The organism is Nocardia albiluteola, assembly GCF_018860155.1.
Lineage (GTDB): Bacteria > Actinomycetota > Actinomycetes > Mycobacteriales > Mycobacteriaceae > Nocardia > Nocardia albiluteola.
This window is the reverse complement of sequence record NZ_JAHKNI010000003.1, coordinates 238,859-253,418: the sequence shown is the minus strand read 5'-3', so window position 1 is coordinate 253,418 and position 14,560 is coordinate 238,859. Positions and strand designations below refer to the sequence as shown.

The following is a 14,560-nucleotide window of genomic DNA, read 5'->3' as shown; positions in this document are numbered from 1 at the left end:
GTCGCCAGGTCAAGCATGTTAGCTCGACCTAACCTGTTTCCGGCTGGTTAATTCCGCCGGATCGGGCCGAACGATGTGGGCTGAAACTCCTTTCGCCGGATGTAACCGTTGTAGCAGTAACGCGGCGCGCACCGTATGTGTTTCCGCGGCTACCGCATTCGCGGGCCCACAGTGTTACGCCACCATCAGAGCACGAGGCACCGACATGTCGGCCCGGCACCAATACCCCTTGACGATTAGGCTACCCTTACTGGACTTGTTCGCAACAGATTGAAAGGCACGTGCTCCACATGCTCGCTCGCACCCGTGCACCCCGCTCTACCAGCACCGTTCGCATCGCCGTGGCCGGCGCCGCCGCCGTCGCCATGGTCCTGACCGGGGGCTCGATCGCCGCGGCGGACGCCCCCGCACCCACGTCGGCCGAGCTGCAGGGCACCCTGGACCGGTTCGCCGATCCGGGCGTCCCGACCGCCGCCAAGACCAATCTGGTCGTGGACGGCAACCGGCACAGCGCCAACATCGACCAGATGAACAAGGGCCTGGCCAACTACGGCAAGGTCGGGTTCACCGTCTCGAACGTGCAGGCCAAGGGCGACGACGCCACCGCGCAGGTCGCGGTCGTGTCCCCGCACGGAACCATGCCCGGGGTGCCGATGTCCTGGCAGCACACCGCCGCGGGCTGGCAACTGTCGGAGAAGACCGGGTGCACGATCCTGGCGATGGCGATGGCGCCCTGCTGACCTGCCGGCTCAGCCCTTCGAGGGCCGGCGCTGCGGTTTCGGCGCGATGACGCCATCCGCGAGGCGCCGCGCGCTGATCAGGAAGGCCGTGTGGCCCTGCATGCGATGCTCCGGGCGCACCGCCAGGCCCACCGCATGCCAGGGACGCACCAGCGATTCCCAGGCCCGCGGCTCGGTCCAGCACTGTTGCCGGCGCAGTGCCTCCACCGTTTCCGAGAGCTGCGTGACGGTCGCCACGTAGACGATCAGCACGCCGCCGGGGATCAGCGCCTTGGACACCGCTTCCAGCGCGTCCCAGGGTTTGAGCATGTCCAGCACCGCCCGGTCGACCCGCTCGCCGTCGTAGTCCGCGACGTCGCCGAGGGTCAGCGACCAATTTGCCGGACGTTCGCCAAAGAACCGCTCCACGTTGCGGATTGCGTGCTCGGCGTGATCCTCGCGAATCTCGTACGACAGCACCCGCCCCTCGGGACCGACCGCGCGCAGCAGCGAACAGGTCAGCGCGCCCGAGCCCGCGCCGGCCTCGAGCACCCGGGCGCCGGGGAACATGTCCCCCTCGTGCACGATCTGCGCGGCATCCTTGGGGTAGATCACCGCCGCGCCGCGCGGCATCGACAGCACGTAGTCGACCAGCAGCGGGCGCAGTGCGAGATACGGTGTGCCGTTGGCGGATTGCACCACGGTGCCCTCATCGGCGCCGATCAGTGCGTCGTGGCGGATCTGGCCCTTGTGGGTGTGGAATTCCTTGCCGGGCTCCAGCACGACCGTGTGCTGGCGGCCCTTGCCGTCGGTCAGCTGCACCCGGTCCCCCGCGGTGAATGGGCCGGTCCGTCTGGCCGTCATGGATCTCCTCTGTGAAGTGTGTCGGTACCCCGGGATAGCCTGCCAGGTATGTCAGCGCCGCCCGCGATCACCCCGCCGCCGCAGCCCTCGGAGGCGCACACTCCGGCGTTGTCCCCCTCACGGGCAATGGATTTCAAACAATGTCCATTGAAATATCGATTACGCGCCGTGGATCGGATTCCCGAGCCGCCCGCGCGGCCCGCGGTGCGCGGCACGATGGTGCACGCGGTGCTGGAATCGCTGTACGGGCTACCCAGCGGTGAACGGGTTCCGGATCGGGCCGCCGCCCTCATCGCCCCCACCTGGCAACGTTTGCTGACAGATCGCCCAGAGGTAGGGGCCCTGGTCTCCGACGACGGCCTGGACGAATTCCTGGGCGAGGTAGACCGTCTCGTGCGCGCCTACTACCGGCTGGAGGATCCGACGGCCCTCGACCCGGAATCGTGCGAATCGATGCTCGAGGTACGCCTGCCGGACGGTTCCCCGCTGCGCGGGTTCGTCGACCGTATCGACGTGGCCTCGGACGGGGAGCTGCGCGTGGTCGACTACAAGACCGGCCGCTCCCCCGCACCGGGCGCGGAGAATCGCGCGCTGTTCCAGCTCAAGTTCTACGCACTCATGATGCTGCGCATCCGCGGCATCGTGCCGGCCGAGCTGCGGCTGATCTACCTGTCCGACGGCCAGATCCTGACCTATCGGCCCGATAGGGAGGAGCTGCTGCGCTTCGAGCGCATTCTCTCCGCCCTCTGGGCCGCGATCAGCACCGCCCTGCGGTCCGGCGATTTTCCGCCGAACCGCAGCTGGCTGTGCGAATTCTGCGACTACCAGCGGCTGTGCCCCGCGTTCGGCGGCACCCCGCCGCCCTACCCGGGACCACCCGAGACCGTGCCGGACCCGCGCTAGAACGCCCGGCAGGAGCGGATGTCGGTGGCCAGGATGGCCTTGGCGCCCAGATCGGCGAGCTGGTCCATGACCTCGTTGCTCTGCTTGCGGGGCACCATGGCGCGCACCGCGACCCAGGCCGGATCCGCCAACGGGGAAACCGTGGGCGATTCCAGGCCGGGAGTGATCCCGACGACGGCGTCGAGCAGCTCCTTCGGGCAGTCGTAGTCGAGCATCAGGTACTGCTGGGCGAAGACGACGCCCTGGACGCGGGCGACCAGCTGGTTGCGCGCCTTGTCGCGCTGGTCCGCGCCCGCACGCTCGATCAGCACCGCCTCCGATTCGCACAGCGTCTCGCCGAACGCCACCAGGTTGTGCTGGCGCAGCGTGCGACCGGTGCCGACCACATCGGCAATGGCATCGGCGACGCCGAGCTGAATGGAGATCTCGACGGCGCCGTCCAGGCGGATCACCTCAGCCTGGATGCCGCGGCGCTGCAGATCGGTCAGCACCAGATTCGGGTACGAGGTGGCGATGCGCTTGTCGTAGAGGTCCTCGATCTTCCATTCGCGCCCAGCGGGGGCGGCGTAGCGGAAGGCGGAGCCGCCGAAACCGAGACTCAGGCGCTCCTGTACAGGTGCGGCCGAATCCAGCGCCAGGTCGCGGCCGGTGATGCCCAGGTCCAGCTCACCCGAGCCGACGTAGATAGCGATGTCCTTGGGGCGCAGGAAGAAGAATTCGACCTGGTTGGCGTTGTCGATCACCGACAGGTCGCGCGCATCGGAGCGCTTGCGGTAGCCGGCCTCGGTCAGGATGCCGACCGCGGCCTCGGACAGGGCGCCCTTGTTGGGGACTGCGACGCGAATCATGAGGATGTCCTTTCCGGACGTGTGACGGAGGGAGATGGTGCGTATCCCGCGCACCGGGCGCGGGTCATCCGTCACAGATGTCGGTACACGTCCTCGAGGCTCAACCCCCGGCCCACCATCAGCACCTGTACCCAATAGAGCAGCTGGGAGATCTCCTCGGACAGCGCCTCGTCACCCTCGTGTTCGGCGGCCAGCCACACCTCGCCGGCCTCCTCGAGCACCTTCTTGCCCTGCGCATGCACACCGGCGTCCAATGCCGCCACGGTCCCGGACCCCTCGGGGCGGTTGACCGCACGATCCTGGAGCTCGGCGAACAGGGATTCGAAAGTCTTCACGACTCGACATTCTTTCAGATCCGGCACACATCCCGTAATCAGAGCACCGCCCAGGCCCACAACCAGCCGCAAACAGCACCCCCGGGCCGCGCACCCCACCGCAATCAGAGCAACACCCAAGCCCACAACCAGCCGCAAACAGCACCCCCGGGCCGCGCATCCCCCGCAATCAGAGCAACACCCACAACCGGCCATGAACGGCACCCCCGGCCGCGCATCCGGCCGTCATCAGCAGCGAATATCGTCAGTGCGACCCCGGGCGGGAGATGGCGTAGATGTAGTGGCGGCCGTCGTCGATCGGATTGTCCGGCGGGAGCTCCCCTTCAGCGATCCGCCGCATACCTGCCTTCTCGAGGGCTCGCCAGGAGGCGTGGTTAGCCGCGGCGACCGGGACGACGATGCGGTCCGAGCGCGGATGTTCGATCCAGGTCGCGGCGATGATCGCGCGCAGCATCGCGGACCCCAGCCCGAGGCCGACGCGGGCGGGGTCACCGATGAGATAGTCCAGCGTCATCGTCTCGGGCGACACCTCGGCCAGCGGCGCGAGATCCGCGAGATATTCCGGGTAGTCGGCGGGCCGGCAGCGCTGCACCAGACCGACCGGCTCGCCGTCGGCGAAGATCAGCAGATCCTCGTTCGGCTCCTCGCCGCGCCAGGTCGGCCCGAAATCCCGCGCCACCGCGTCGGGGGTTACCTCGTGATTCCACCAGCGACGCACGTGCGGCTGCGCGAGCCACCCGCCCAGCAGCGGGTAGTCCGCGGGAATCAGCCGCCGCCAGGTGAATTCGGGCGGCGCGGTGCCGGTCACGGCCCGACCGTAACACCGCGCGAACCACAGGTTCGACCGGTTTTCCCCGGCGTGCCCGCGGGGATTACGACCCGCCCAGCAGCTCCCGCAATTCGGCGACCGCGATCCGCAGTTGCTCGGCGAAGCCGTGCATCTGATCGGCGACGTGCGCGGGAGTGGCCAGGTAGATGTTCCAGCGGTCCGGCAGCAGGACGTAGGCGATACCGATGCACTTGGCGCTGGTGCAGCCGAATCCGAAGTACTCGATGTTGGCCGAGGGCGCGGAGCTGGTGCTGAGGAAGTCGTCGCGGGTGATCAGCCAGCCGGGGCTGTCGTAGAACGGCATCGGCTCGGTCGCGCCGAGGCTCTCGCCGCGCCGGCGCTGGATCATCTGCAGTTCCCACAGGTGTTGCTCGGGCGCGTCGCCGAGCTGGCATTCCTTGGCGCGGGTGACGTGCGCCTGGGCGGCCGCCCGCGCGGCGGCCAGGCGAGCACCGGGCGCGGCCGCCGGATCATCCATGGCCGCAACGAATTCCAGGATCTCGGGCGTCACCACCCGCATGGCCTCGGTGCGCCCGTTGCGGTACTGGCGAGTGGCGATGGACTCGTACGTCGCGCCGGTCAGGCCCTTGCTGCGGCGATGCGCGAGCTGATAACTCAACTGCGCGAACGCATCCGGCGACATACCCAGCGCCTTCGCCTGCGCCGTACCGAATTCCGGGAACGACACGGTGAGGGTGGCGTTGTCGGCAGCGAACGCGGCGAAGGCCGCTGCCGCGGCGGCGATCTCCTCGCGCATCGCGCCGTCGAGGGTGAATTCGATCGCCTCGGTCGGCGGCAGGCCCTGGGCCTGCGCACCGGAGCGCCGCGCGTGCTCGGCCACCGGGGCCTCGAGCAGCGTGTCGACGAACGACAGGATCGTGGTGCCGTCGAGGCCGCAGTGCTCGACATTGATGCCCGCGGAGCCGTCGGCGAAGACGACGAAGGACACCGCCTTGTCGAACCACCGGTTACCGCTGTCGCCGTGCAGCAGCTGATCGCAGGCGTGCTGGGTGTCCGCGGGCGCGAAATCCTCCAGGCACACGCAGAACAGGGCCGTCTCGATGACGTCCAGCGCCGTCGCATTCACCGGCTCGGCACGCAGCGTGGCGCGCACCTGCGCCCAGTGCGCGCGGGCGAGCGTGGTGAGGTGGCCCGGGGCGGTGCCGGCGGCCGCGGCACGTGTGCCGGACTTCATCACCGCGCGCAGCCCGTCGGCGAGATCCTCGGTCGCATAAGGGATTCCGTCCGGACCGAGTACGTCCATCCGGAACAGCCCGCCGCGGAACAGGACCACAATGTGGTGGGATTGCGACGGCCCGGGCCACTCGTCGCTGTAGGGCACTCGCACGGTGTCCTGCGGATCGCCGGGAATCCGGGTCTCGGAGAACAGGTATTTGTTCTGCGCCATCGAAAGATGCTGTCCGCGTTGCACGATCGGCGGGATCTGCTCGTCGTCCAGCAGCAGCTTGTAGTTCACCGCCGCGGTGACGATCGCCGCGGCCCGCTCGGCCTGCTGCGCCGCCGTCGAGGCCGCCAGCGGGGTGTCGTCGCGGAACAGGAAGAAGAAGTTGGCGTTCAACGCGATTCGATCGCGACGCCCCAGATAACGCGACGGCCAGAACTCGTCGAGCCAGCTTCCGACCCCGGGCTCGGCGTCGAACCGGGCCAGATCCGCATGCAGAACGCGCGCCGGACCGTCCGGGCGCAGCAGATCCGCCACCGTGCGCTCGGTTTCGGCGAACTCCTGCTCGGACAGCAGCGGCTCACACCACTGCAGGAAGCGCGCCCCACTGTCCTCCAGGGTCGGCAGCGGTACACGCGGCAGCTGGTCGTCGAAGGCGAAGGTGCGGTCGGTCACGGGCGATCCTTATGGGTCGATGGGCAACGAAGCTGGCGGTTCGTGCGCGGTAAGGCCGGAGTCAACTGGCACACAGTAACCCGCGGGCGATACCGGCCGGACGCGTGCCGGGACGACGAGGGTCTCGCGCACCGGATATCGGACATTTGGCGAAAGCCGGGCGACCTCAGGTCAATCGGGCACGGCACGGCCTCGCACGGAGGATTCCGGCAGGGACAGGAACAGCTGCGCGTGGAGCCAGCCGTCCTCCTCCACCCCGGAGGGGTCGATTCCCTTGGCGGACAGGGTGTTCAGCACCTTGTCTCGCTCGGCCTCCGAGGCGAAGCGGCGCTGCCGGAAGGTTCCGGGTGCGCGCTCGGTGCGGTATCCAAGCTCGGCCAGGCTCCGGGCGATCGGCTCGTAGTCGTACATGCGGAGCACGAAATGCGCCATCCACGGCCGCTTTCCGTGCGCGCGCACCACCTGCAGCAGGGTTCGCTCGGTGACGTAGCCGATGCATCCGGTGGAGAGCACCAGATCCACGGACCCCAGCACCCGCCGCTGCGCCTCGGTCGGTTCGCCCGATTCCAGGTCCGCGTGCACGACCTCGTGCAGCAACCCCGCCGCCGAGGCGTAGGCCAGCGCCGGCGCGGAGGCGTCCATGCCGACGAAACGCACCTGCGACTGCCGATCGCGGGCGGCCAGGCGCGCCCGGTCTCGGGCGATGCGGGCGGCGGTGTCGCCGCCTCGGTAGTGCTCGGCGAGCTGGCCGACGGTGGTGTCGAAGCGCAGCAGGGCGGCGTTGACCCCGTAGGAGCAGCCGATGTCCAGGACGGTCGGGGCCGCGCCGGCGGCGGACCGGTAGTCCTCGATCAACCGCTCGAAGTGCGGTTTGGCCAATTCCGGTATGCGGTAGTCCAATTCGGACATGCGACTGTAGTAGTCGCCGGGATCGGGGCGGTCGTAGATGTCGTCGAACGAGGCTTTTCCGGTGGTGCTGTGCAACGTAACCGGCACGGGCCGTCCCTCTCAGTTCAGTCGAGTAGTCGATCACCGCGCACGGCATTGCCCGCGGCGGCCAGATGATCCGGGAGGACGCGTCCGAACAGCTGCCGGGTGCGCTCGGCGGTGCCGACTACCCCGGGCCGTTCGTTGTAGGCGAAGATCGCGGTGTGGCGCGGGATGTCCCCGGCCACCGGCGAGACCCGGTGCAGCGCGAAACGTCCCTGGAACAGCTGCAGATCCCCGGGCCGCAGCTCGAGCCGCCGCACGAAGCGCTCCCCCGTGCCGGTCAATACCGCGTGGACGTCGCCGAGATTCTCGGCCTCCGGGGTGCGGATCCCCGGGCAGTACTCGAAGATGCCGCCGGATTGCGGCGCCTGGGTCAGCATCGAGACGGTGAACTCGTTCGTGTCGAAGTGCCAGGGGTGCGACCTGCCGGGCGTCACGACGTTCAGGCACAGCCCCGCGAGCGGGTCGGCGAACTCGTGCAGTTCGGCCAGGCCGAAGCAGTCTGCGAGGAAACGCCGGAACAGCGGGCTGGTGTACAGGATCTCGATGAGCGCCCCGGATGGGATGAGATCGCGTGCCACGAAGGCATTTCCGCGCTCGAACACGATCCGGCCCGGATGTTCCGGTGGCAGTTCGGCATCCAGCGGGATGTTGTAGGCATTGACCCGCTCGACCCGATAGTAGGCGTGCGGGGCCAGTGCCTCGGATTCCGCGCGCAGTTCCTCGAGCAGTACGGGGCGGATGAAACCCGCCAGCACGCAACAACCGTCCTGCGCGAGCTCGGCGCGCGCGGCCGCCACCATCTCGTCCCATGCCGCGGATCCCGGTTTCCGCAGCGGATATCGGCCGATATCGACCAGCGCCTCGAGGGTTTCCGATTCAAATACCTGTGCCCGACCCTCTGTCGCTGCCATGGCGACCATTGTGGCAAGGCGGTACCCACCCGGTACAGGATTCGGCGCGATTACTGGAAAAATCACATACCAACGAGTCGCTATGCAGCGCAGCACTATTCAAGATGACAAACCGACCGGTTGGCAATCAACGATGGGCCCGCATACACCGAACTCACTCGTGCTCCGCTCCCCCTCGCCGACCACACGGTTTCAGAGGATCGCGGCAATCCGCTACCGGGGCAACGGTTTACACCGAACGGCGAAGGGCGCGCAGGTCGTCGATCGTCAGGCCGATCAGCGAGTCGCGGAACGAATAGCCGGGCCGGGGCGGAACTGGGATCTCGCACGGGACCACCAGCACCGCGCAGCCCGCCGCGGCGGCGGACGCCGAGCCGGTCACCGAATCCTCGATCGCCACGCACCGGGCCGCAGGCACGCCGAGCAGTTCGGCGGCGCGCAGGTAGGGATCGGGCGCGGGCTTGCCGCGCTCGACCTCGTCGCCGCAGACGGTCACGTCGAAGTACTCCCGCCCCAGCGTGTTCAGGCACAGCTCGGTGACCGACCGCTTGGTATTGGTCACCAGTCCGGTCGCCAGCCCTGCCGCCCGCACCGCGGCCAGCGCCTCCGGGGCCCCGGGCCGCCACGGGATGGAACCGGACATCAAGTCCATCACCCGCCGCTCGAGCCACCGCCCCGCCTCGGCCATCGCCGCCGGGTCCGGCTCGAGACCCAGGCCCTCGAAGATGATCCGCAACGCATTCGGTGCCGCCGCGCCGATCAAAGCGTGCCGGGTCTGCTCGGTCATCTCGCCGCCGAGCTCCACCGACAGCTCACGCACCCCGATGTCCCAGAGCTTCTCCGAGTCCAGCAGGGTGCCGTCCATGTCCCACAGCACCGCCCGGAGTTCCCCGTCGCCGGAGTGCACCGACACCCGGACATCGCTGTCCGTCGGCCCCACGAGCGACGAAGTGCCGGATGCGGCGGCGGTGTCGAATTCGGGCACTCCGTTCACCCTGCGGCTTCCTTCCGTAGAGATCGACATCAGGTTCCGGAACCGGAGATCTGCATACGGCCGGCGGACGAGTCGACCGTGAACCAGCGGGTCTCCGAGGTGGTCGAGCCGTTCTTCAACGTATAGGTGACCGTCGCGGTGGCATGCCCGGGGCTGTCCTGTTTGACGTTGCTGATGCCGACCGAGGAGATGCCGTTCCAGAAGCTCGTGTACTGGTCGTAACTGCCTGTCTGGGCCTGGTATCCGGGCGAGAGCATCGACCAGGCGCCATTGGTATTGCCCGGCAGCCTGCCGTAGTAGCTGGTGATGAAACCGCCCAGGTCGGCCGGCTGCGCGGGCGGTGCGGTCGTGGTCGACGACGGTGCGGTCGTGCTGGTGGCGGTGGTCGTCGCGGTGCTCGACGACGCCCGCGTCGTGCTCGCGGCCTGCGTGCTCGGCGCGGCACCGATCTGAACGACCCCGGCCGAGGCGGCCTGGGGGTGCGAGGTTCCCGCCGCCACCGGAGAACTTCCGCCGCCGCCCCGCAGCGCGACGACGAGCCCGATGACCACCAGCAGCACCACGACACCGGCGGCGGCAAGGATGAGCACCCGCCGATTTCCCGGTGCGCCCGGCTTCGGCTGTGCCACCGTCGATCCCGCGGGCGCGGCCCCGCCGGCGGGGAGGTGCACCGTCGCGCCCGCGGCGGCCGCGCCGCTCTCCAGCACCGTGGTCGCGTCCGCATCCCCGGTCGTCATGTCGGCCTTCGGCAGAATCCTGGTGGCCGACTTGACGGGTGCGGGCGCGCGGCCCTCGGCGACGGCCTCGAGCTCCTGCTGCGCCTCGACCATGGTGGGCCGATCGCCCGCCTCGGAGGCGAGCAGCCGCATCAGCACCGGCCCGAGCGGACCGGCCCGCTGCGGCTCGGGGATCCGGGCGGCGGCCACCGCATGCAGCACGGCCAGCGGGTTCTCCGCCTCCCCGAAGGGCGGCTGGCCCTCCACCGCGGCATACAGAGTCGAGCCCAATGCGAAGACGTCCGAAGGGGATTCGGGATTCTCCCCGCGCGCCACCTCGGGCGAGAGGTAGGCGGGCGTGCCCGCCAGAAATCCTGTCGAGGTGACCGTGACATCGCCGACCGCGCGGGAGATGCCGAAGTCGGTGATCTTCACCGCGCCGCCGTCGGCGACCAGGATATTGGCCGGCTTCACATCGCGGTGCACAATGCCCGCGTCGTGCGCGGCGGCCAGGGCGGCGGCGACCTTCGCGCCGATCCGTGCCACCTCCTGCGGATCCAGCTGGCCCTTCTCGCGCATCAGGGTGGCCAGGCTCGGCGCGTCGACGAACTCCATGACCAGCCACGGCTGGCCGTCCTCCTCGGCGACATCGAACACGGTGACCGCGTTCGGATGATGCAGCCGCGCCGCGATGCGCCCCTCGCGCATGGCCCGCATCTTCGCCTCGAGCGCCTGCGCCCGGGTCAGGCCCGGCGCCAGGAGCAGCTGCTTGACCGCGACGGTGCGCCGCAGGCGGACGTCGCTGGCCCGCCATACGACACCCATCGCCCCCGAGCCGATGGGATCGCCCAGCCGGTAGCGTCCCGCAATCAGCCGGTCTGATGTCATGTTGTGAAAACCTTCCCCTGCGCCCGGACGTCGAGCCACCCTGCCACTCTGCGCGAGCCCGGAAACGCAAATATCCTACGCGTTAAAATATTTCGCTTCCGGATGGAGTAGGACGAACGCATCCGTCGACTGCTCCGGATGCAGTTGCAACTCTTCGGACAGTGTGACACCGATTCGCTCGGATTCCAGGAGCGACACGAGTTTTGCCCGATCCTCCAGTTCGGGGCAGGCGCCGTAGCCGAATGAGTAACGGGCGCCGCGATATCCGAGATTGAAGTAGTCCCGCACGTCGGCCGGATCCTGGTCGGCGACCGAATGCCCTTCCAGCACAAGCTCTTCGCGAACGCGGCGGTGCCAGTATTCGGCCAGCGCCTCGGTCAGCTGGACGCCGACGCCGTGCACCTCCAGGTAATCGCGGTAATTGTCGCCGGCGAACAGCTCGTTGGCGAAATCGGCGATCGGCTGGCCCATCGTGACGAGTTGGAACGGCAGCACATCCACCTGTCCGGTTTGTACCGCGAATTCGCGCGACCGGATGAAATCGGCGATACACAGGAATCGGTCCCGTTGCTGACGCGGGAACGTGAAACGGTAGCGCTCGGGCGCATCGGGTGACGGCTCGGTGAGCACGATCACATCGTCGCCCTCGGACACCGCGGGGAAATATCCGTACACGACCGCGGCGTGCTGCAGCACGCCCTCGGCGGTGAGCCGCTCGAGCCAGTGCCGCAGCCGCGGGCGACCCTCGGATTCCACCAATTCCTCGTAGCTGGGCCCGTCGCCGCCGCGCTGGCCGCGCAGGCCCCACTGGCCCAGGAACAGCGCGCGCTCGTCGAGCAGGCCCGAATAGTCCTGCAGGGATAGGCCCTTGATCACGCGGGTGCCCCAGAACGGCGGCACCGGGACGGGCAGGCCGGCGGCCACGTCGGAGCGGTCGGGCACCACGACGGGCACCTCCTTGGCCTTGCGCTCGGCGGCGATGCGCTTGGAGCGCTCGTGGCGGGCCTTGCGCTCGGCGGCCTTCTCGCGCGCGGCGATCGCCTCGGGGCTGTCGGGATCGCCGCCGCCGCCGCGCTTGACCGTCATGATCTCGTCCATCAGCCGCAGGCCCTCGAACGCGTCGCGCGCGTAGTGCACCTCGCCGCTGTACACCTCGGTCAGGTCGTTCTCCACATACGAGCGGGTCAGGGCCGCGCCGCCCAGGAGCACCGGGAACTGGTCCGCGACCCCGCGGGTGTTGAGCTCCTCGAGGTTCTCCTTCATCACGACCGTGGACTTGACCAGCAGCCCGGACATGCCGATCACGTCGGCCTTCTTGTCCATCGCGGCGTCCAGGATCGTCGCGATCGGCTGCTTGATGCCGAGGTTCACCACCTCGTAACCGTTGTTGGACAGGATGATGTCGACCAGGTTCTTGCCGATGTCGTGCACGTCGCCCTTGACCGTGGCCAGCACGATCCGGCCCTTGCCCGAATCGTCGGTGGCCTCCATGTGCGGCTCCAGATGCGCGACCGCGGCCTTCATCACCTCCGCGGACTGCAGCACGAACGGCAGCTGCATCTGCCCGGACCCGAACAGCTCACCGACGGTCTTCATCCCCGACAGCAGCGTCTCGTTGATGATCCGCAGCGGCGGCACCTCGACCATCGCGGCGTCCAGATCGGCCTCCATGCCGGCCTTTTCGCCGTCGACGATGCGCCGCTCCAGGCGCTCGAACAGCGGCAGCGCGGCCAGTTCCTCCGCGCGCGAGGCCTTGGAGGAGGCCGCGGAGACGCCCTCGAACAACGCCATCAGCTTCTGCAGCGGGTCGTACCCCTCCGAACGCCGGTCGTACACCAGATCCAGCGCGACCTGGCGCTGCTCCTCGGGGATCCGGCTCATCGGCAGGATCTTCGAGGCGTGCACGATCGCCGAATCCAGCCCGGCCTCGACGCATTCGTGCATGAACACCGAATTGAGCACCTGCCGCGCGGCCGGGTTCAACCCGAACGAGATGTTCGAAAGGCCCAGCGTCGTCTGCACATTCGGATGCCGCCGCTTGAGTTCCCGGATGGCCTCGATGGTTTCGAGGCCGTCACGCCGCGACTCCTCCTGACCGGTGCCAAGGGTGAAGGTCAGGGTGTCGACGATGATGTCGGACTCGAGCAGGCCCCAGTTGGTGGTGATGTCCTCGATCAGCCGCTCGGCGATCTCGACCTTGTGCTGCCACGTGCGGGCCTGGCCCTGCTCGTCGATGGTCAGCGCCACCACGGCCGCGCCGTGCTCGGCGACCAGCGCCATCGTCTTCTGGAACCGGGAATCCGGACCGGCGCCGTCCTCGTAGTTCACCGAGTTCACCGCGCAGCGACCACCCAGGTGCTCCAAACCCGCACGCAGCACCGGGGTTTCGGTGGAATCGAGCATGATCGGCAGCGTCGAGGCGGTGGCCAGGCGGCTGGCCAGCTCCGACATGTCGGCCGCGCCGTCGCGGCCCACATAGTCCACGCACAGATCGAGCATGTGCGCACCGTCGCGGGTCTGATCCTTCGCGATGTCCAGGCACTTCTGCCAGTCCTGCGCCAGCATCGCCTCCCGGAACGCCTTGGAGCCGTTGGCATTCGTGCGCTCGCCGATCATCAGGACCGACGCGTCCTGCTCGAACGGCACCGCGGTGTAGATGCTCGCCACGCTCGGCTCGTGCACCGGCGTGCGCACCGCCGGGGCGGTCCCGTGGACCGCCGCGGCGACCTGCCGGATGTGCTCGGGCGTCGTGCCGCAGCAGCCCCCGACCATCGACAGCCCGAATTCGGATACGAACTCGCTGAGTGCCTGCGCTAATTCCTCCGGCGTCAGCGGGTATTCGGCGCCGTTCGCACCGAGCACCGGCAGGCCGGCGTTGGGCATCACCGATACCGGCACCTGGGCGTGGCGCGACAGATGCCGCAGATGTTCGCTCATTTCCGCCGGGCCGGTCGCGCAGTTCAGCCCGATCATGTCCACGCCCAGCGGTTCGATCGCGGTCAGCGCCGCGCCGATCTCGCTGCCCACCAGCATCGTGCCGGTGGTCTCGACGGTGACGTGCGTGATGATCGGAATCCGCCGACCCGCGGTCAGCATCGCGCGCCGCGAGCCCGTCACCGCGGCCTTCACCTGCAACAGGTCCTGGCAGGTCTCGATCAGGATCGCGTCGGCGCCGCCGTCCAGCATGCCCAGCGCCGCCTCGGCGTACGCATCGCGCAGCGCCGCGAACGGCGCATGCCCCAGGGTCGGCAGCTTGGTGCCCGGCCCCATCGAGCCCAGCACGTAGCGCGGCGTGCCGTCCGCCGACGGCCCCATCTCGTCGGCCACCTCGCGCGCGAGCCGCGTGCCCCGCTCCGAGAGATCCCGGATCCGATCCGAGATGTCGTAATCAGCCAGGTTCGGCAGATTGCATCCGAAGGTGTTGGTCTCCACCGCATCCGCGCCCGCCTCGAAGTACGCGCGGTGGATATGCCGCAGCACATCCGGACGGGTCTCGTTCAGGATCTCGTTGCACCCCTCCAGGCCACGGAAATCGTCCAGCGACAGATCCGCAGCCTGCAACATGGTGCCCATCGCGCCATCGCCGATCACCACACGCCGGGCGAGCGTGTCGAGCAGAGTGGTATCGAACTCGATGCGGGAAGACGCAGACATGCACTAAAGAGTAGTGGGAGCCTGTGACAGCTCTGACCGGTGCGCCGG

The 14,560-nt window shown here is 68.6% G+C and carries 12 protein-coding genes; 2 read left to right on the top strand and 10 right to left on the bottom strand.

Annotated elements, in window-relative coordinates; translation table 11 throughout:
• The first annotated feature begins 290 nt into the window (after window positions 1–290).
• Window positions 291–740 carry an MTB12 C-terminal domain-containing protein gene (locus KO481_RS10875; protein ID WP_215916929.1) on the top strand — a complete coding sequence of 150 codons (450 nt, stop codon included), beginning with the start codon at window positions 291–293 and terminating at the stop codon, window positions 738–740.
• A gap of 9 nt (window positions 741–749) precedes the next feature.
• Here KO481_RS10875 and KO481_RS10870 read toward each other — a convergent pair whose 3' ends face one another.
• Complete coding sequence (locus KO481_RS10870) at window positions 750–1,583, bottom strand: tRNA (adenine-N1)-methyltransferase (RefSeq protein ID WP_215916928.1); 834 nt, start codon at window positions 1,581–1,583, stop codon at window positions 750–752.
• Window positions 1,584–1,631: 48 nt separating this feature from the next.
• On the opposite strand from KO481_RS10870, the gene KO481_RS10865 reads away from it, so the two are divergent.
• The gene (locus tag KO481_RS10865; protein WP_215916927.1) at window positions 1,632–2,486 is read left to right on the top strand and encodes a RecB family exonuclease; all 855 of its coding nucleotides are present in this window, start codon (window positions 1,632–1,634) and stop codon (window positions 2,484–2,486) included.
• On the opposite strand, the gene hisG is transcribed toward KO481_RS10865, so the two are convergent.
• The 9 genes from hisG to metH form a co-directional block, all read right to left on the bottom strand.
• On the bottom strand, window positions 2,483–3,334 hold the full coding sequence (gene hisG, locus KO481_RS10860) for an ATP phosphoribosyltransferase (RefSeq protein WP_215916926.1): 852 nt from the start codon (window positions 3,332–3,334) through the stop codon (window positions 2,483–2,485). The two genes, KO481_RS10865 and hisG, sit on opposite strands and share 4 nt — an antisense overlap.
• Before the next feature lie 71 nt (window positions 3,335–3,405).
• Window positions 3,406–3,669, bottom strand: a complete 264-nt coding sequence (locus KO481_RS10855; RefSeq protein ID WP_372451991.1) for a phosphoribosyl-ATP diphosphatase — start codon at window positions 3,667–3,669, stop codon at window positions 3,406–3,408.
• Between the two features lie 244 nt (window positions 3,670–3,913).
• The gene (locus tag KO481_RS10850) at window positions 3,914–4,477 is read right to left on the bottom strand and encodes a GNAT family N-acetyltransferase (RefSeq protein ID WP_308166501.1); all 564 of its coding nucleotides are present in this window, start codon (window positions 4,475–4,477) and stop codon (window positions 3,914–3,916) included.
• Between the two features lie 64 nt (window positions 4,478–4,541).
• Window positions 4,542–6,356, bottom strand: a complete 1,815-nt coding sequence (locus KO481_RS10845; protein WP_215916925.1) for a choline/carnitine O-acyltransferase — start codon at window positions 6,354–6,356, stop codon at window positions 4,542–4,544.
• A 171-nt stretch (window positions 6,357–6,527) separates the two neighbouring features.
• Entirely contained in the window at window positions 6,528–7,352 is an 825-nt protein-coding gene (locus tag KO481_RS10840; RefSeq protein WP_215916924.1) for a class I SAM-dependent methyltransferase, read from the bottom strand.
• A gap of 17 nt (window positions 7,353–7,369) precedes the next feature.
• A complete protein-coding gene (locus KO481_RS10835; RefSeq protein WP_245400734.1) occupies window positions 7,370–8,260 on the bottom strand; it encodes a HalD/BesD family halogenase in 891 nt (296 codons plus the stop codon).
• A gap of 229 nt (window positions 8,261–8,489) precedes the next feature.
• A complete protein-coding gene (locus tag KO481_RS10830) occupies window positions 8,490–9,167 on the bottom strand; it encodes an HAD family hydrolase (RefSeq protein WP_372452010.1) in 678 nt (225 codons plus the stop codon).
• 116 nt (window positions 9,168–9,283) lie between these two features.
• Complete coding sequence (locus KO481_RS10825; RefSeq protein WP_215916922.1) at window positions 9,284–10,858, bottom strand: serine/threonine-protein kinase; 1,575 nt, start codon at window positions 10,856–10,858, stop codon at window positions 9,284–9,286.
• A gap of 75 nt (window positions 10,859–10,933) precedes the next feature.
• Window positions 10,934–14,512 carry a methionine synthase gene (gene metH, locus KO481_RS10820; protein WP_215916921.1) on the bottom strand — a complete coding sequence of 1,193 codons (3,579 nt, stop codon included), beginning with the start codon at window positions 14,510–14,512 and terminating at the stop codon, window positions 10,934–10,936.
• Window positions 14,513–14,560: the final 48 nt, after the last annotated feature.